Source organism: Chryseomicrobium aureum, from assembly GCF_016909155.1.
Lineage (GTDB): Bacteria > Bacillota > Bacilli > Bacillales_A > Planococcaceae > Chryseomicrobium > Chryseomicrobium aureum.
Genome location: NZ_JAFBFG010000001.1, coordinates 570,493 through 588,128, shown reverse-complemented (window position 1 = coordinate 588,128; position 17,636 = coordinate 570,493). Strand labels below are relative to the sequence as shown.

The 17,636-nt window shown below is 42.3% G+C and carries 18 protein-coding genes; 17 read left to right on the top strand and 1 reads right to left on the bottom strand.

Annotated features, from left to right (window positions below; all coding sequences use genetic code 11):
• Positions 1–45 precede the first annotated feature (45 nt).
• From accB to JOD03_RS02950, 14 genes are all read left to right on the top strand, one after another.
• The gene (accB, locus tag JOD03_RS03015; RefSeq protein WP_204589318.1) at positions 46–531 is read left to right on the top strand and encodes an acetyl-CoA carboxylase biotin carboxyl carrier protein; all 486 of its coding nucleotides are present in this window, start codon (positions 46–48) and stop codon (positions 529–531) included.
• A gap of 21 nt (positions 532–552) precedes the next feature.
• A complete protein-coding gene (gene accC / locus JOD03_RS03010; RefSeq protein WP_204589317.1) occupies positions 553–1,917 on the top strand; it encodes an acetyl-CoA carboxylase biotin carboxylase subunit in 1,365 nt (454 codons plus the stop codon).
• On the top strand, positions 1,910–2,305 hold the full coding sequence (locus JOD03_RS03005) for an Asp23/Gls24 family envelope stress response protein (RefSeq protein WP_204589316.1): 396 nt from the start codon (positions 1,910–1,912) through the stop codon (positions 2,303–2,305). Before accC ends, JOD03_RS03005 begins: the two co-directional genes overlap by 8 nt.
• Positions 2,306–2,446: 141 nt before the next feature.
• Entirely contained in the window at positions 2,447–2,824 is a 378-nt protein-coding gene (gene nusB / locus JOD03_RS03000) for a transcription antitermination factor NusB (protein ID WP_204589315.1), read from the top strand.
• An 11-nt stretch (positions 2,825–2,835) separates the two neighbouring features.
• Positions 2,836–3,693 carry a bifunctional methylenetetrahydrofolate dehydrogenase/methenyltetrahydrofolate cyclohydrolase FolD gene (gene folD, locus JOD03_RS02995; RefSeq protein WP_204589314.1) on the top strand — a complete coding sequence of 286 codons (858 nt, stop codon included), beginning with the start codon at positions 2,836–2,838 and terminating at the stop codon, positions 3,691–3,693.
• A gap of 59 nt (positions 3,694–3,752) precedes the next feature.
• Positions 3,753–5,114, top strand: a complete 1,362-nt coding sequence (gene xseA / locus JOD03_RS02990) for an exodeoxyribonuclease VII large subunit (protein WP_204589313.1) — start codon at positions 3,753–3,755, stop codon at positions 5,112–5,114.
• The gene (gene xseB / locus JOD03_RS02985; RefSeq protein WP_239584761.1) at positions 5,098–5,292 is read left to right on the top strand and encodes an exodeoxyribonuclease VII small subunit; all 195 of its coding nucleotides are present in this window, start codon (positions 5,098–5,100) and stop codon (positions 5,290–5,292) included. Before xseA ends, xseB begins: the two co-directional genes overlap by 17 nt.
• Before the next feature lie 4 nt (positions 5,293–5,296).
• Positions 5,297–6,178 (top strand): polyprenyl synthetase family protein, encoded by an 882-nt coding sequence (locus tag JOD03_RS02980; protein ID WP_338032423.1) that lies wholly within the window; start codon positions 5,297–5,299, stop codon positions 6,176–6,178.
• Between the two features lie 81 nt (positions 6,179–6,259).
• Positions 6,260–8,149 carry a 1-deoxy-D-xylulose-5-phosphate synthase gene (gene dxs, locus JOD03_RS02975; RefSeq protein ID WP_239584760.1) on the top strand — a complete coding sequence of 630 codons (1,890 nt, stop codon included), beginning with the start codon at positions 6,260–6,262 and terminating at the stop codon, positions 8,147–8,149.
• Entirely contained in the window at positions 8,149–8,961 is an 813-nt protein-coding gene (locus JOD03_RS02970; RefSeq protein WP_204589310.1) for a TlyA family RNA methyltransferase, read from the top strand. The genes dxs and JOD03_RS02970 overlap by 1 nt, the downstream gene beginning before the upstream one ends.
• Positions 8,962–9,072: 111 nt before the next feature.
• On the top strand, positions 9,073–9,522 hold the full coding sequence (gene ahrC / locus JOD03_RS02965) for a transcriptional regulator AhrC/ArgR (RefSeq protein WP_204589309.1): 450 nt from the start codon (positions 9,073–9,075) through the stop codon (positions 9,520–9,522).
• An 11-nt stretch (positions 9,523–9,533) separates the two neighbouring features.
• Positions 9,534–11,213 (top strand): DNA repair protein RecN, encoded by a 1,680-nt coding sequence (gene recN, locus JOD03_RS02960; RefSeq protein WP_204589308.1) that lies wholly within the window; start codon positions 9,534–9,536, stop codon positions 11,211–11,213.
• 341 nt (positions 11,214–11,554) lie between these two features.
• Positions 11,555–12,331, top strand: coding sequence for a sporulation transcription factor Spo0A (gene spo0A / locus JOD03_RS02955; protein ID WP_204589307.1), 777 nt, complete (start codon positions 11,555–11,557; stop codon positions 12,329–12,331).
• 13 nt (positions 12,332–12,344) lie between these two features.
• Positions 12,345–13,064, top strand: a complete 720-nt coding sequence (locus JOD03_RS02950) for a glycerophosphodiester phosphodiesterase (protein WP_204589306.1) — start codon at positions 12,345–12,347, stop codon at positions 13,062–13,064.
• Between the two features lie 221 nt (positions 13,065–13,285).
• Here the strand turns inward: JOD03_RS02950 and JOD03_RS02945 are convergent, their stop codons facing one another.
• Entirely contained in the window at positions 13,286–13,537 is a 252-nt protein-coding gene (locus JOD03_RS02945) for a DUF2627 domain-containing protein (RefSeq protein ID WP_204589305.1), read from the bottom strand.
• A gap of 127 nt (positions 13,538–13,664) precedes the next feature.
• Between JOD03_RS02945 and JOD03_RS02940 the strand changes: the two genes are divergently transcribed.
• From JOD03_RS02940 to JOD03_RS02930, 3 genes are read left to right on the top strand one after another with little or no spacing between them, the layout of a single operon-like run.
• Positions 13,665–15,620 (top strand): PAS domain-containing protein, encoded by a 1,956-nt coding sequence (locus JOD03_RS02940; RefSeq protein WP_204589304.1) that lies wholly within the window; start codon positions 13,665–13,667, stop codon positions 15,618–15,620.
• A gap of 14 nt (positions 15,621–15,634) precedes the next feature.
• Positions 15,635–16,510 carry a bifunctional enoyl-CoA hydratase/phosphate acetyltransferase gene (locus JOD03_RS02935; RefSeq protein ID WP_204589303.1) on the top strand — a complete coding sequence of 292 codons (876 nt, stop codon included), beginning with the start codon at positions 15,635–15,637 and terminating at the stop codon, positions 16,508–16,510.
• Between the two features lie 24 nt (positions 16,511–16,534).
• A complete protein-coding gene (locus JOD03_RS02930; RefSeq protein WP_204589302.1) occupies positions 16,535–17,629 on the top strand; it encodes a Leu/Phe/Val dehydrogenase in 1,095 nt (364 codons plus the stop codon).
• Positions 17,630–17,636 lie beyond the last annotated feature (7 nt).

Genomic DNA, 17,636 nt, shown 5'->3' with positions numbered 1-17,636 from the left:
ACTGTGGAAAGAATGTCATTACTTAAATAGGGGAGTTTGATAGCAATGAAAATTCAAGAAATCCGAGAAATTATCAAATTAATGGATCAATCATCATTAGATGAATTTGTATTTGAATCAGAAGGCACAAAACTAAAATTAAAAAAACATGGCATCACGACGACAGTAGTAGAAGCACCTGTTGCTAAACCATCTGCACCACAAGTTGCTGCTCCAGTCGCTGAACAAGCAGCTCCGGCTCAAGAGGAATCAAAAGCAGCCTCTGAACAATCAGCTCCAGCTGCTGATACATCTGCCTATAAAACAATTACTTCTCCAATGGTTGGAACGTTCTATGAAGCTTCTTCTCCAGACGCAGATGCATACGTAAAAGTAGGGGACAAAGTTACTGCAAGTTCAGTCGTGTGTATCGTTGAGGCGATGAAACTATTTAATGAAATAGAGGCTGAAATCGAAGGAGAGATCGTCGAGATTCTCGTAAAAGACGGCCAATTAGTAGAATACGGTCAGCCATTGTTCTCTATTAAATAATTCATCGAAGAGGTGACGACTATGAAAAAAGTATTGATTGCCAATCGTGGCGAAATCGCAGTGCGTATAATCCGTGCTTGTAAAGAGATGGATATCCAAACAGTCGCCGTCTATTCTGAAGCTGATAAAGAAGCACTGCATGTGCAACTAGCTGACGAGGCCTATTGCATTGGACCCCGCACATCAAAAGATTCATACTTACATTTCTCAAACATTATGAGCGTTGCAAAACTAACTGGAGCCGACGGGATTCACCCAGGGTATGGGTTCCTCGCAGAAAATGCAGACTTTGCAGAACTATGTGAGACTTGCAACATCAAGTTCATCGGGCCATCTAGCTCGGCTATTTCAAAAATGGGGACGAAAGATGTCGCTCGTGAAACCATGCGTGCAGCTGGCGTTCCTGTAGTCCCTGGTTCAACAGGTATTGTAGAGACAATTGAAGATGCGAAATCTATCGCATCAGACATCGGGTACCCTGTGATCATCAAAGCCACTGCCGGTGGTGGCGGGAAAGGGATTCGTGTGGCCCGTTCTGAGGAAGAACTCGTGACAGGAATCAAAATCACGCAAAAAGAAGCACAAGCTGCATTCGGTAACCCTGGTGTATACTTAGAAAAATTCATCGAAGAGTTCCGCCACGTGGAAATTCAAGTGTTAGCAGATGGGCACGGAAATGCAATTCACTTAGGAGAGCGTGATTGTTCGATTCAACGTCGCATGCAAAAACTAGTGGAAGAAGCACCGTCTCCAGCACTTTCAGAAGCCACGCGTCAAAAAATGGGAGACGCAGCTGTAAAAGCAGCGCTTGCTGTGAATTATGAATCAGCAGGTACAGTCGAATTTATTTACGACCACATTAACGATTCGTTCTATTTCATGGAAATGAATACACGTATCCAAGTAGAACATCCTGTAACCGAAATGGTAACAGGCGTCGATTTGATCAAACAACAACTTCTTGTTGCCTCTGGAGAAGTATTGACAATCAAGCAGGAAGACATTCAATTAAATGGCTGGTCAATTGAGTGCCGGATCAATGCTGAAAACCCATCGAAAAACTTTATGCCATCCCCAGGGAAGGTCGTCATGTATCTCCCGCCAGGTGGCTACGGTGTTCGAGTTGATTCCGCAGTGTACCCAGGTTATGCAATCCCACCATTCTACGACTCAATGGTCGCTAAACTCATTGTGCATGCCCCAACGCGTGAAGAAGCTGTATTGAAGATGAAGCGTGCATTACAAGAGTTCATCGTCGACGGTGTCGAAACAACGATTCCATTCCACTTGCGTTTAATGGATCACGAAGTCTTCCGCTCAGGTGACTTTGACACGAAGTTTTTAGAAACATACGAAATCATGAAGGAGGAGACAATCAATGGCTGAAACAAAAGACCAAGAATTTTTTCAGATGTCTACAGGTAAAGGTGATCTCGGATCAATTCAGATTGCTCCTGAAGTCTTGACAGTTATTGCAGGAATCGCAGCACATGAAGTAGATGGAGTGGCTGCAACTCGTGGAAACTTTGCTGCTGGAGTTGTTGAACTCTTAGGCAAAAAAGTGCATGGCAAAGGAATCAAAACAGACATCTCGGCCAAAGGGTTGTTCATCGATGTGTTTTGTACCATTCGCTACGGTAAGGCTGTACCGACTGTTGCTCAAGAAGTTCAGCAAAATGTCCGTCAAGCGATTTTAAATATGACGGGACTTGAAGTCAAAGAAGTCAATGTTCACGTGACAGGAATTCAATTCGAAACACCTGAATCCAATTAAGTAAGAGTGCTTCACAGAACCTCTGTGAGGCACTTCTTTTTTTGATTACTCAAAAACTTTCTGAATAGGGAATTAAGTTTTGTAACCGCCATTTCTATGCTATGATGAAAAGCATAGTGAAGTGAAAAAGGAGTCAAGTCTATGAAAAGAAGAGAAGCCCGCGAGCATGCCCTGCGTGTGTTGTTCCAACTCGATCATTCCGAGATGGACGTCAATGAAGCGATGTTGCATGTGACCGAAGAAAAGGACGTGTTCTATGACACGCTTGTCAAAGGGACACTCGCGCACCGAGAAGAAATTGATGAGAGCTTAGAACAAAAACTTGAAAATTGGTCATTGAATCGTCTCCCGAAAATCGAGCGGACGATTTTACGTATGGCGGTTTTTGAGCTTGAACATACAGAAGATACACCGAAACCTGTAATTGTGAATGAAGCAATAGAATTAACAAAAGCATATGGAGACGAACAGTCTAGCCGATTTGTAAATGGCGTATTATCGAAATACATCAACAAGTAGGAGTGTGCAACATGACAGCGATAATCATTGATGGAAAAGCAATTGCAGAACAAGTAATTTTAAAAGTGAAAGACCGTGTTGAAACTTTAAAACAGTCTGGCATTACCCCAGGGCTAACGGTCGTTTTAGTGGGAGACGATCCAGCATCACAGACCTATGTAGGAAGTAAAGAAAAAACAAGCAAACGTTTAGGCATGGATTCAACTGTACTAACACGGCCGTCCACTGTAACTGGGCAAGAGTTGTTGGAACTGATTGAGAACTTGAACAATGACGAATCTGTTCATGGGATCTTAATCCAACTGCCACTTCCAGGTCATATTGATGAAAATAAAGTGTTACAAGCGATTCACCCAGACAAAGATGTTGATGGCTTTCATCCATTGAATGTTGGCAAGCTATTGTTGAATCAACACGGGTTTATTCCTTGTACACCATTTGGAGTCATTCAATTACTTGACTATGCAGCCATTCCAATTGAAGGCAAACACGCTGTCATTGTCGGACGAAGTAATATCGTCGGCAAACCGATGGGCCAACTTCTATTAAACCGCCATGCAACTGTAACCTACACGCATTCTCGCACAGAAGACCTTGCTTCATACACAAAGCAAGCAGATATTCTAATTGTAGCAACAGGACAACCGCTGATGATTACTGCTGAGCATGTTAAACCTGGCGCCGCTGTCATCGATGTCGGCATTCACCGCAACTCCGATGGCCGTCTTTCAGGTGACGTCGACTTTCATTCTGTGAAGTCTGTCGCTGGTGCGATTACACCCGTTCCGGGAGGCGTTGGTCCAATGACAATTGCAATGTTAATGGAAAATACATGTTTAAGCGCTGAACGTATGGCACAAAAAAAATAACTACACCACTCGAGCTTGTACGTCTTGTACAAGCTTCTTTTACCTAAAGGGGCGTTGGTATGACGGAACATGCGTATTTAACCGTGACAGCACTTACTCGGTATATTAAGAAGAAATTCGATGCCGATCCGTATCTAAGAAAAGTGTATGTAAAAGGTGAATTGTCCAATGTGAAATACCATTCAAATGGACATATCTACTTTACATTGAAAGATGCGGGGGCACGTATTTCCTGTGCGATGTTTGCGGGACAAGCAAGAACACTTTCATTTCGAGCTGAAGAAGGCATGAATGTTTTTGTCACAGGGGATATCAGTCTGTTTGAAAGTGCGGGGAATTATCAATTTTATGTAAAATCAATGGAGCCGGATGGCATCGGGGCATTGTTTGTGGCATTTGAGCAATTAAAACGTAAGCTCGAACAAGAAGGACTGTTTTCAGCCTCATTGAAAAAACCACTTCCGAAAATTCCACTTCACATCGGAGTCATCACATCCCCAACAGGCGCAGCGATTCGTGACATTCTAACGACGCTCGAACGTCGCTTCCCACTTGCACGTGTCACCGTGTTCTCTACACTTGTTCAAGGCTCAGGTGCAGGAGCATCTATCGTTGAATCCATCCAAAAAGCAAATCGGGTACAGGATCTAGACGTTTTAATTGTCGGACGCGGGGGTGGTTCGATTGAAGACTTATGGGCATTTAATGAAGAACCTGTCGCTCGGGCAATTGCGAACAGTCAAGTCCCTATAATTAGCGCTGTTGGTCACGAGACTGACACGACGATTGCAGATTTCGTTTCGGATTTACGTGCACCAACACCAACTGCTGCAGCTGAACTTGCTGTACCAGACCGCGTGCAATTGGTGCGAGTACTCTCTGATCAACAAACGCGCCTGCGCACAGCAACTTCGAATAAACTATTTCATGCGAAAGACCGACTCACGCGAGTTCAAAAATCCGTTGTTTATATGGATGCCTCTCGATTATATCGTCCGTATGTAGAGCAACATCTTCGGCTACACGAACGGTTAGAATCGGTCCTCCGAATTTCAACGGATCGTTACTCAAATCACTATTCGCAGTTAACAAATCGATTGGACCATTTGTCACCAGACAAACGTGTACAAATGGAGCAAAAAGCACTCCAAACACTTACGGATCGTCTACAATATGTGGTCAAACAAAACACAACCTCCAAAAAACGTCAGTTTGTTGAGACGTTGCGCACATTAGAAGCATTGAGCCCACTACAGACGATGAAAAAAGGGTTTGTCTATACGGAAGTAGAAGGCACAGTGATTCGTTCTGTAAATCAACTTCAAAAAAATGACGAACTAACGATTCATTTTCAGGATGGAACTGCCATAGCACGTATTGAATCCATAGAAAAGGGTGAAACGAATGGAACGAACATTTGAAGAAGCGATGAAACAATTAGAAGAAATCGTACGTAAGCTCGAGCAAGGCGATGTGCCACTCGAGGAGTCAATTGACCTTTATAAACAGGGGATGGAACTATCCGCACAATGTTCAACAAAACTGCAAGAAGCTGAAAAGCAGCTTGTTCAGTTTATCTCAGCGGAAGAGGAGGTATAAGTACGTGAAAAATGTGAAAGACTTTATCGGGCAGCACCTTGAGCAAGTAGACCAGTATTTGCTCGAGGCGATTCGTACACAACCTTTAACCGACTCTCTAAAAGAGTCCATGCTATATTCTTTAGAAGCAGGGGGCAAACGTGTGCGCCCTATGCTTCTTTTGGCTGTGTTGGATGAGTTTGGTGTTCCATTAGAAAAAGGGCTTGATGCAGCATGTGCCTTGGAGTATATACATACGTATTCCCTTATTCATGACGATTTGCCGGCAATGGACAATGATGACTTACGTCGAGGGAAGCCAACCAATCATATCGTATACGGTGAGGCAACAGCGATTTTGGCAGGAGATGCTTTACTAACAGAAGCTTTCCGTCTTATTAGCTCATCAAACCAGTATACGGATAGTCAAAAAGTAGCGTTGATCACGCTTCTTTCAGAAGCAGCAGGAGCTGCCGGAATGGTCGGTGGGCAATTGATGGATATGGAGGCAGAGGGGAAGCTTGTGGAACTAGAGCACTTGCAAAAAATCCATGCACTAAAAACCGGTGCACTTCTTCGCTTCAGTATTGAAGCCGGTGCGCTTCTTGCAAATGTGCAACTTGAAGAGAAAAAAGAATTAATGACATATGCGCACGCTCTCGGTATTTTGTTCCAAGTCCAGGACGATATTTTAGATGTGACTTCTGACTCAGCTAGTCTTGGGAAGACGGCTGGTAAAGACGAAGCTGCAAACAAAAGTACCTATCCAGCGCTACTAACTTTAGAAGGTGCGATTGCTGAACGGGATCGTTATCACAAAGAAGCAGCAGGTGCTCTCACAGCAATCGGAAAGCAAGACGGGTTACTAAAAAGTTTTGCAGACTATATTAGCTACCGGGAGAACTAACTTCTCGCTGTATTTTAACAGACATTTAATGCTATTATTAAAATTACCTATAACTAGAGGAATAACAAGATAAGGTGTGTGATGGAAGTGGATCTGAATACTATAACAAGTCCATCCTTTTTGAAAACGATGTCAAACGAAGAACTCGAATCACTCAGTCAAGATGTTCGAGATTTTCTTATTGAAAAATTATCTGTAACAGGTGGTCATATTGGACCAAATTTAGGTGTTGTAGAACTGACACTCGCTCTTCATAAAGCGTTCAATTCGCCGGAAGACAAATTTATTTGGGATGTAGGCCATCAAGCTTACGTACACAAGATTTTAACGGGACGTGCAAACCAGTTTGATACGCTTCGTCAATTTAAAGGATTATGTGGATTCCCAAAACGCGTGGAAAGTGAACATGATGTTTGGGAAGCTGGACATAGTTCTACTTCTCTATCTGCAGCAATGGGGATGGCGAAAGCTCGTGATGTATTAGGAAAATCAAATCACGTCATTCCGATCATCGGTGATGGTGCATTAACAGGTGGTATGGCACTTGAGGCACTAAATCATATCGGACATGAAAAAACAAAGATGATTGTCATCTTAAACGACAATGAAATGTCAATTGCACCAAACGTCGGAGCCCTTCATAACATCTTAGGGAAACTTCGCACACATGGTTCTTACAATAAAGCAAAAGATGATATTGAGTACTTGATGAAGAAGATTCCTGCCGTTGGTGGGAAAATTGCTTCAACTGCTGAACGTGTCAAAGACAGCTTAAAATATTTGATGGTATCAGGTGCATTTTTTGAAGAGATGGGCTTCACATATCTAGGGCCAATCAACGGACATGATTTTGAAGATTTAGAGGAAAACATCAAGTTTGCTAAAAATGCTGAGGGACCAGTCATTTTACACGTTCTCACGAAAAAAGGAAAAGGGTTTAAACCAGCTGAACTCGACACAGTCGGTACGTGGCACGGTACAGGTCCTTACAAAATGGAAACAGGGGATTTTGTTAAGTCTGCTGCAAAAGGCCCTTCTTGGAGTGGCTTGATTTCAGAAACAGTTCGAACGCTCGCGCGAGAGGACAAGCGCATTGTCGCAATTACACCTGCAATGCCGGTAGGTTCCAAATTAGAAGGCTTTGCATCTGAATTCCCGGACCGTATGATTGATGTCGGGATAGCGGAACAACATGCGATTACGATGGCAGCAGGTATGGCAATGGATGGAATGAAACCGTATGTGGCGATTTACTCAACTTTCTTACAACGCGCATATGATCAAATGCTTCACGATGTCTGTCGCCAAAACTTAAACGTATTTTTAGGTATCGACCGTGCTGGATTAGTAGGGGCAGATGGTGAAACACATCAAGGTGTCTATGATATCGCATTCTTGCGTCATATGCCGAACATGGTGATCATGATGCCAAAAGATGAAAATGAAGGTCAACACATGGTGAAGACGGCCATTGAGTACAATGATGGACCAATCGCTCTTCGCTATCCTCGAGGGAACGGCTTTGGTGTGCCACTCGATTCGGAGTTGACGACAATTCCAATCGGTAGCTGGGAAGTCTTAGAACAAGGTACGGATGTAGCGGTATTGACATTTGGTACAACGATTCCAATGGCCATGCAAGCAGCTGAAGAACTAAAAGCAGAAGGTATTTCAGTAGAAGTTGTAAATGCACGCTTCATCAAACCGCTGGATGCAAATATGCTGGCCTCTTTAGCAGCACGCCAAATTCCGCTTATTACACTTGAGGAAGCCGTGTTACAAGGTGGTTTTGGTAGCAGTGTTCTTGAACATTACAACGAACAGAAGCTAGATGTACCTGTTACGCGAATCGGTATTCCAGATGAGTTTATCGAACACGGTGATGTACCTGAACTTCTAAACGAAATTCACATCTCTGTTGAAGATTTGAAAAATCAAATCAAGTCACAATTGCAGCAGGCAACTGTGTAATGAGTCAAGTACCGAAAGAACGAGTGGATATTCTACTCGTTGAAAAAGAACTGTTTACATCTCGTGAACAAGCAAAACGAGCAATCATGGCGGGTCAAGTGTATGTCAATGAGATGCAAATCACGAAGCCAGGAGAGAAAATAGAGGTCACAAGTGAATTTGTCTTAAAAGGTCAACGACTAAAGTATGTCAGCCGCGGTGGCTTGAAACTTGAAAAGGCGATTGAAGCATTTGATCTAGACATCGAAGGAGCGATATTACTCGATATTGGCTCTTCTACTGGTGGATTTACAGATTGTGCACTTCAAAATGGGGCTACGCACGCTTATGCACTGGACGTTGGGTATAACCAACTCGATTGGAAAATACGGAGTGACGAGCGGGTGACGGTAATGGAGCGTACAAATTTCCGTTACAGCAAGCCAGAAGATTTCACAAAGGGGCTGCCAACGCTTGCAACTATTGATGTGTCTTTCATCTCTTTGAATTTAATTTTCCCTCCGCTTGCTTCTATAATTGTGGACGGTGGAGAGGTTGTAGCCCTTGTTAAACCTCAGTTTGAAGCAGGAAAAGACCGCGTTGGGAAAAAAGGGATTGTCCGAGATGCCAAAGTACACAGTGATGTTCTATATCAAGTGGAGAAATTCGCCAACACAGCTGGTTTTGAGGTTATAGATGCCACGTACTCCCCTATTACAGGTGGAGAGGGCAATATTGAATTTTTATTTTATCTAAAAAAATCAAATGAACCTGCACAAGTGCTAGATTTCAAAAAAATTGTTGCGGATGCACATACAACATTAAATGCCTAAACTATGGACGTTATCTGTCCATAGTTTTTTTGTCGCACTTGTCGCGACACCCCCTGAATGATACTGTATAAGTACGAAGGTATAAATATGCAATCAATGGAGTGGATACCAATGAATAAAGGACAACGTCATATTCGCATTCGCGACATCATTTCAAATAATGAAGTCGAGACACAAGATGATTTAGTCGATATCTTAAAAGCAGAAGGGTTTGCAATTACACAAGCAACTGTCTCCCGCGATATTAAAGAATTGCATTTAGTAAAAGTTCCGTTGCCAGATGGACGTTATAAATACAGCTTGCCAGCAGATCAGCGCTTTAATCCAATGCAAAAATTAAAACGTGCATTGACAGATGCATTTGTTTCAATCGATGGGGCTAGTCATTTTTTAGTTATGAAAACCTTACCTGGAAATGCTCACGCAATCGGCTCTTTAATTGATTATTTGGACTGGGAGGAAATCCTAGGTACCATTTGTGGGGATGATACATGCCTGATTCTTTGTCGAGAAGAAAAGGATCGGGATCTTGTCAAAACGAAATTGCTTGAGATGCTGTAAGGAGGGTTGATATGTTAGCTGAACTGTCTATACGGAATTTTGCCATTATTGATGAGTTGACTGTTAGCTTTACAGAAGGACTTACTGTGTTGACGGGTGAGACAGGAGCCGGAAAATCGATTATTATCGATGCCGTCCAATTATTATGTGGTGCACGTGGATCTTCTGAATTCATTCGGCATGGTACAAAAAAAGCAGAGCTAGAAGGCATGTTTTCGCTAAACTCAACGTCTCATTCAAGTTATAAAAAACTTGAAGAGCTCGGGATACCTACGGACGAAGAGAGCATAATATTGCGCCGTGAATTGAATGCAAATGGAAAAAGTACATGCCGAATCAATGGCAAATTGGTGACCATTGCTGTTCTACGTGAAGTGGGAAGTACACTTGTAGATATACACGGACAACACGAAAGCCAAGAGCTTATGGATGAACGATCCCATATTAATTTATTGGATCAGTTTGCTTCTAAACAATTTGTAGATGCCAAAGACGCGTATTCTCAAGTTTACGAAGCCTACAATCGAACAAAAAAACGTTTGAAGGGTCTACAGATGGATGATCAGGAAATGACACATCGTATGGATCTTTATCGTTTTCAATTAAATGAAATTGAAGAAGCGGAATTAATCAGTGGAGAAGAAGAGACGTTGTCTGCAGAACGGACAGAGATGCAGAACTACTCAAAAATTGTTGATAAGCTTCAAACTTCTTCCCAAGCACTTACGGCAGAATCTGGCGCAATGGATTATCTTGGAGTGGTGTTGCATGCGCTTCAAGATATTCAGAGTGTAAATACTACGTACGGCAAGATTAGCGAAGAATTTGCAAATGCTTATTTCATTCTTGAAGATGTTCAGTCACAAATCCAAAATCAGTTGGATTCGATGGAATTTGATGAACAACGTGTTCAATATGTAGAAGATCGTCTTGCATTGCTTCAAACACTAAAAAGGAAATATGGTCAAACGGTGGATGAAGTCATTGCATATGGTGAAAAAATTAAACGTCAACTTGATCAACTGACCAACCGCGACCAAGAGATTGAAGAATCAGAAAGAAAACTTGCTCAGATCGAACAAGACTTGCAACTTGAGGCAGATGAGCTATCGACCATTCGTAAGCAGACTGCTGAAGAGTTAAGTACACGTATCATGGAACAGCTCAGTGCACTTTATATGGACCGAGCAATTATGGATGTTCGTGTGGAAGAACTTTCGCACTTTACAGAGAACGGAAAAAATCATGTCGTATTCTACATTGCCACCAATGTAGGCGAACCATTGAAACCGTTAACGAAAGTTGCATCGGGTGGAGAACTGAGTCGTGTCATGCTTGCGCTAAAAAGTATTTTTTCCAAACATCAGGAAATCACTTCTATTATTTTTGATGAAGTGGATACCGGCGTTTCCGGACGAGTGGCGCAAGCGATTGCTGAGAAGATTGGGCAAATTGCTAAAGATTCTCAAGTTCTTGTTATTACGCATTTGCCAGCTGTTGCTGCTCTTGCCGATTCGCATTTGCGCATTGAAAAGCATGTAGAAGCCGACCGAACAAAAACAAAAATTCAAGAATTGTCACTAGAAGAGCGAACAGAAGAATTAAGCCGAATGATGGCGGGAGAAGAAATATCTGAAATTACACTCCATCATGCTGCAGAATTACTTGCACAAGCACAAACAAAAAAATAATACCAATCATGAATCACTTCCTTTCGAACACACTACTTCGTTTAGCAGCGGTTGACCAGATTGTACCTTCAAAACCAAAACACCCTGGTTTTAAAGTGACAAAACCACTACTAATTCTGCCAGGCTACGCTCGAGTATGAGCGTGACCTGGTTTTTTATTGTCTCTAGAGAATTTTGTACAAACACGTTATACTATAGAGAAGATTATTCGACAAAATGAACAGCGAATTGTCACAAGATGTCAGAATAGAAAGAAATTATCCTACAAAAGATTTTTTTAACAAAAGACCTATTTTCTTTATAGTGAGGAAGTAGATGAATGAAGACAGGGGATGAATGACATGGAAAAGATTAAAGTGATGATTGTAGATGATAACCGAGATTTAGTAGCGACGATTGCAGATTATTTTAAGGAGCATCCATCGATAGAAGTTATCCATACAGCATATAACGGAAAACAATGTTTAGATTTACTTGAAGAACAAGTTCCAGATGTGCTATTACTTGATATTATTATGCCGCACTTGGATGGTATTGCGGTAATGGACCATTTACACAAAGAGCAACTCTACCCGACAATGAAAGTGATTATGCTGACTGCGTTTGGTCAAGAAGAAGTCATGAAGCAAGCGGTAGATCTCGGAACTGCGTATTTTATGTTGAAGCCATTTGAATTCGATCGCCTTGTGCAGCAAATTTTGCAGGTAGCAGGTACGGCTCACAATCAAACCTCAGCTACTACTGTTCGAACAGCTCCAAAAACGAAAGGCATCGATTTCACAATCACAAACGTCATTAAAGAAATCGGTGTTCCAGCTCATATTAAAGGATACTCCTACTTACGAGAAGCCATTCAAATGGTTTACAATGATATTGAATTGCTCGGTTCGGTCACAAAAGTTCTCTATCCTGAAATTGCAGACAAATTCGATACGACACCGTCCCGTGTAGAACGCGCAATTCGTCATGCAATCGAAGTAGCATGGAATCGAGGAAACTACGAGACGATCTCGCAAACATTTGGATACACTGTTCACCACTTAAAGAGCAAACCAACCAATTCAGAATTTATTGCCATGATTGCAGACAAAATTCGTCTAGAGAATATGGCAAGTTAAAGGAGTTTTACACATGCTTCCGATTTATGCGCATCGAGGTGCATCCGGTTATAAGATGGAAAATACTCTTGCCGCATTTAAAGAGGCCATTTCCCGCAATGCAAAAGGGATTGAAATTGATTTACAACTAACTGCAGATGGACAGCACATGGTTATTCATGATTTAGACTTGTTTCGCTTAACGGGTCAAAACAAACAGATCCGCGACGTCGCTGCAGAAGAGGTATTACAATGGAAAGTCGGAAAACGTTTCCTTCGTCGTTTTTTTGGACACCGTATTTTAACGCTTCAACAATTTATAGAGTTTGCAAGAGTCTATGATGTTGCGTTAAATGTTGAGCTGAAAGAGACTTATATGGGGAAGCAAGAAAAGATTCGGGAAGTCGTAGAACTTATTAAACCGTTTTCAGATGTTCACTTTTCATCGTTCGATCTTTCGATTTTAGCCATTGGACATGCCAACTATCCAGACTACGAGTGGTGTTTAATCGCTAAGAAGTCTACTGACTGGGAAGAATTAAAAAGTTATCCGTGGTTGAAGACGTTGCATATCAACAAGCGCTATTACAATGCCTCTTGGATAAACGAGTTATGCGAGCGCTATTCCATAAGGTTTTACGGTCTGACCGGAAAAGAAAAGTATTTAACATCTCCAAGACCTTGTGTAATTGGATGGATCACTGATTTTCCAGATAAAGTTGAACAAAAGCAAAAAGGCTTTAATAAGGTATGATGGATTATTTGTAATAGGTTAAGAACGCAACATTACTAGTGGGTAGGGGTTACTCCAGCGGGATTAAAAGCGGAAGCTGAGACCTTGTTTTAGATGTGGAGAACGCCGCTCGAGAAATTCCGTAGTGTATTTCTGGCGTTCACAACTCGATTTTGGCTCAGCCCGCGCCCGCGAAACGCTTCCCCTACATACCTAACCCCATATAAAAAAAGGCTAGATCCTCAATCGGATTTAGCCTTTTTTTCTTTGAATCGTTCAGATACCCGTCCATTTTTACGGTCTCGTCTAAGTAAAAATCCTGCAAAGAAACCTATACCTAGTACCATTAAAGCTAGTCCTAGAACAAATTGAAACCATAGTGGAGCAGTACCTAGATTACTAATTCCGAAAAATGTATCACGCATTAACTTGATTCCGTATGCCGCTAGTATTCCAGGAATTACAAGGACAATCAGTGCTGCTAAACGTGCCAAACCAGTCAACTCCTTATCTGTTATTTACTATCGCATGTGTAAAAATGATTGTCAATCGAGTCAGCTTACGGTATTATAGAGTGGAAATGCAACAACTTGCACTAACACCAAGGAGGTGTGCAATATATTGCAAAATATACTTTTACTTGGAGCAGGGCGAGGTGGAACAGCTATCCTCCGACTCCTTAATAATCTCGGCAACTTTTCATTTACTGCAGTTATCGATGAAAATCCATTAGCACCTGCTATGGCTGTTGCAAAAGAGTTAGGAATACCAACAGATACTCATTGGGAAACCTACATAAGTCCAGACCTCGATATCATCATTGATGCAACAGGGGACTCGAATTTATTCACCCGACTATTAGAAAAGCGGGACCGCTCTACTGTTGTTATTCCTGGAGAAATTGCTTCTATCTTAGTGCAGTTGATTGAAGAGAAGAATCGTTCTTTTCAATTGATGGATGCGCAACGACAAATCCAGCGAATTATTTTTGATTCAATGGATGAAGGAATCATAAGTGTCGATCAAGATGGGAAAATCACATTCTTCAACGAACGAGCTGCAAAGCTGACCAACGTAAAAAAAGAAAAAGTACTCGGCAAACCTATACATGAAGTTATTCCGCACAGTCGCCTATTACAAGTTATCGAGACGGGACGCTCGGAGTCCAATCAACAATTAACTCTTGAAAGCGGTACCAAAATTGTTACGTCTCGTTTCCCATTGACGACTGGAGACGGTCAACGAATTGGTGCATTTGCTGTTTTTAAAGATATTTCTGAGATTCAACAAATGGCGGAAGATTTGACGAATTTGCGAGAAATTCAAATGATGTTAGAGGCCATTATTCAGTCATCAGATGATGCAATATCCGTAGTGGATGAAAATGGAGTGGGTCTTCTGATCAACCCGGCATATACAAGGATTACTGGACTTGAAGAGAAAGATATTATCGGTAAGCCTGCTGAGGCCGATATTATGAACGGCGAAAGTATTCACAGGCAAGTGCTTGAAACGCGCAAACCAGTGCGAGGGAAGCAATTGCAAGTTGGAAAAGATCGTAAAGAAGTAATTGTGAACGTTGCGCCTGTCATCGTCAACAATCGCTTGAAGGGGAGTGTTGGCGTCATACACGACGTCACAGAAATGCGAACGATGATGAAAGAGCTTGACCGTGCACGCTTGTTAATTCGGTCACTAGAATCCAATCTTTCATTTGAAGATATCATTGGACAATCTGACAAAATTCAGTTCGCTAAAGACCAAGCAAAACTCGCTGCCGGAGTTCCTGTAACCATATTGTTGCGAGGAGAGACGGGAGTCGGGAAGGATCTTTTCGCACACGCTATCCACCGAAAAAGTGAACGAAAGCATAACAAGTTCATACGAGTGAATTGCAGTTCTCAAGAAGCAACAGATCAATTGTTTGATGGTTCAAAACAGGAACCCTTCATCTCACAAGCTTCAGGAGGTACCCTGTTTTTAGATGAAATCGGAGAACTCTCGATTGAACATCAGAGAAAATTACTGAAAGAACTTTCAAACGACAAGTTCCGTTTAATTGCTTCCACAAGTGATCAGCTTGAAAAAAGTATGCGAGATGGCCACTTCCTGGAGGAGCTTTATTTCCAAGTGAACAAAATGCCTATTTATATCCCGCCGTTACGTGAGAGGATTGAAGACATTTCACTCATCCTCGATCATGCGTTAGTGAGACTGAATAAAGAATTCGGCAAACAAGTTGATGGGTTCTCTAGTCGGGCTTTAAAAGCACTCGAATCCTACGATTGGCCTGGGAATGTCCGGGAACTTGAAAATGTCATCAGTCGAACACTGATTTTCATGAATGCGAATGACCGCTTAGTAGAAGAAAGACATCTTCCACTGACAACGATTCGAAAGTCGAAACCTGAACTGCCAGATGGATCGCTTTCAGACCTTGTTGAAGAATACGAGCGAAAGCTAATTCAAGATACGCTCGCTTCCTTTAAAGGGAACAAGACGGAAGCTGCAAAAAAATTAAATATTTCCCTTCGGACATTGTATTACAAAATTGAAAAACTAGGTGTCGAAGAGTAAAGGAGGAATTTCGGATGAAATCATTTGAGGAACTAGTGCAAATGAAGTCGACGAAGACAATCGCAGTCGCCTGTGCAAACGATCCAGAAGTGTTAGAAGCGATTCGCCAAGCCACTGAATTAGGGCTCGCCAGGTTTTTACTCGTCGATACTGAAGAGAATTGTGCGGCACTACCTGAATTTGTCAGTACGTCAGAGGCCTGTGAAGTATATCCTGTAAAATCTACACATGTCGCTATCAGAGAAGCTGTGAAAGCGGCAGGTGATGGGCGTGCGGATGCACTGATGAAAGGCCATATCGACACAGCATCTTTGCTACGTGAAGTGCTGCGCGATGACAACGGGCTGAAAACAGGAAAAACGATTTCACACGTCGCTGTCTTCGAGTTTCCAGAGTTTGACCGTTTGTTGTTTGTCACAGACGCTGCTATGAATATTGCGCCGGACTTGAAACAAAAGAAAGATATCTTAGTGAATGCAGTGGCCGTTGCACATCGAATGGGCTTACATGAACCAGTGGTTGCCCCGCTCAGTGCAGTAGAAGTTGTGAATCCTGCGATGCCGTCGAGCACGGACGCAGCGCTACTCACTATGATGTATCAACGTGGGCAAATTAAAGGATGTATTGTGGATGGTCCACTCGCGTTTGATAATGCGATTTCTGTTGCGTCTGCGAAAGCAAAGGGCATTACGTCTGATTCAGCGGGACAAGCAGACATCTTGCTCGTTCCGAACATTGAAGCAGGCAACGTCTTGTACAAATCATTTATGTATTTCGGTCGCGCCAAAGTTGGGGCCGTCATTGAAGGTGCGAAAGTGCCGATCATACTAACTTCCCGTGCTGATAGTGCAGAAAGTAAATTGTACTCAATCGCACTTGCAAGTATATAAAACACTTAATTGGAGGAATTACAAATGGAAATTTTCAAATATATGGAGACTTACGATTACGAGCAATTGATTTTCTGTCAGGACAAAACTTCAGGACTAAAAGCGATTATCGCAATTCATGACACAACACTTGGGCCAGCTCTTGGTGGAACTCGTATGTGGAACTATGCTACGGAAGAAGAAGCAATTGAAGATGCACTTCGTCTAGCAAAAGGGATGACATACAAAAATGCAGCAGCTGGTTTAAACCTTGGTGGAGGAAAAACAGTTATTATCGGTGATCCGTTGAAAGATAAGAACGAAGAGATGTTCCGTGCGTTCGGTCGTTTCATTCAAGGTCTAAATGGTCGTTACATCACAGCAGAAGATGTCGGTACAACAGTTGCAGACATGGACTTGATCCATGAAGAAACAAATTATGTAACAGGTATCTCACCAGCATTCGGCTCTTCAGGAAATCCATCACCAGTAACGGCTTACGGCGTTTACATGGGGATGAAAGCAGCAGCTATGGAAGCATTTGGTTCAGATTCTCTTGCAGGTAAAAAAGTAGCGGTACAAGGTGTCGGAAACGTAGCGTACAAATTATGTGAATTCCTACACGAAGAAGGTGCTATCTTAACAGTCGCAGATATCAATCAAGCTTCTGTAGACCGTGTTGTTAATGAATTCGGTGCAACACAAGTAGACGTGTCTGAGATCTACTCACAAGATGTGGACATTTTTGCTCCATGTGCGCTTGGTGCCATCATCAACGATGAAACAATTCCACAATTAAAAGCAAAAGTTGTTGCAGGAGCTGCAAATAACCAATTAAAAGAGCCACGCCACGGTGACAAGCTGAACGAGCTGGGTATCGTGTATGCACCGGATTATGTAATCAACTCAGGTGGTGTTATGAACGTAGCTGACGAGTTGAATGGTTACAACCGTGAGCGTGCTATGAAACGCGTTGAAGGAATCTATGACACAATTGCTCGTATTTTTGAAATCTCTAAAACAGAAGGCATCGCTTCATACGCTGCGGCTGACCGTCTGGCAGAAGACCGTATCGCACGTATGGCAAAATCACGTCGCCAATTCTTACAAAATGGTAAACATTCATTAACAAACCGATAAGCAAAAA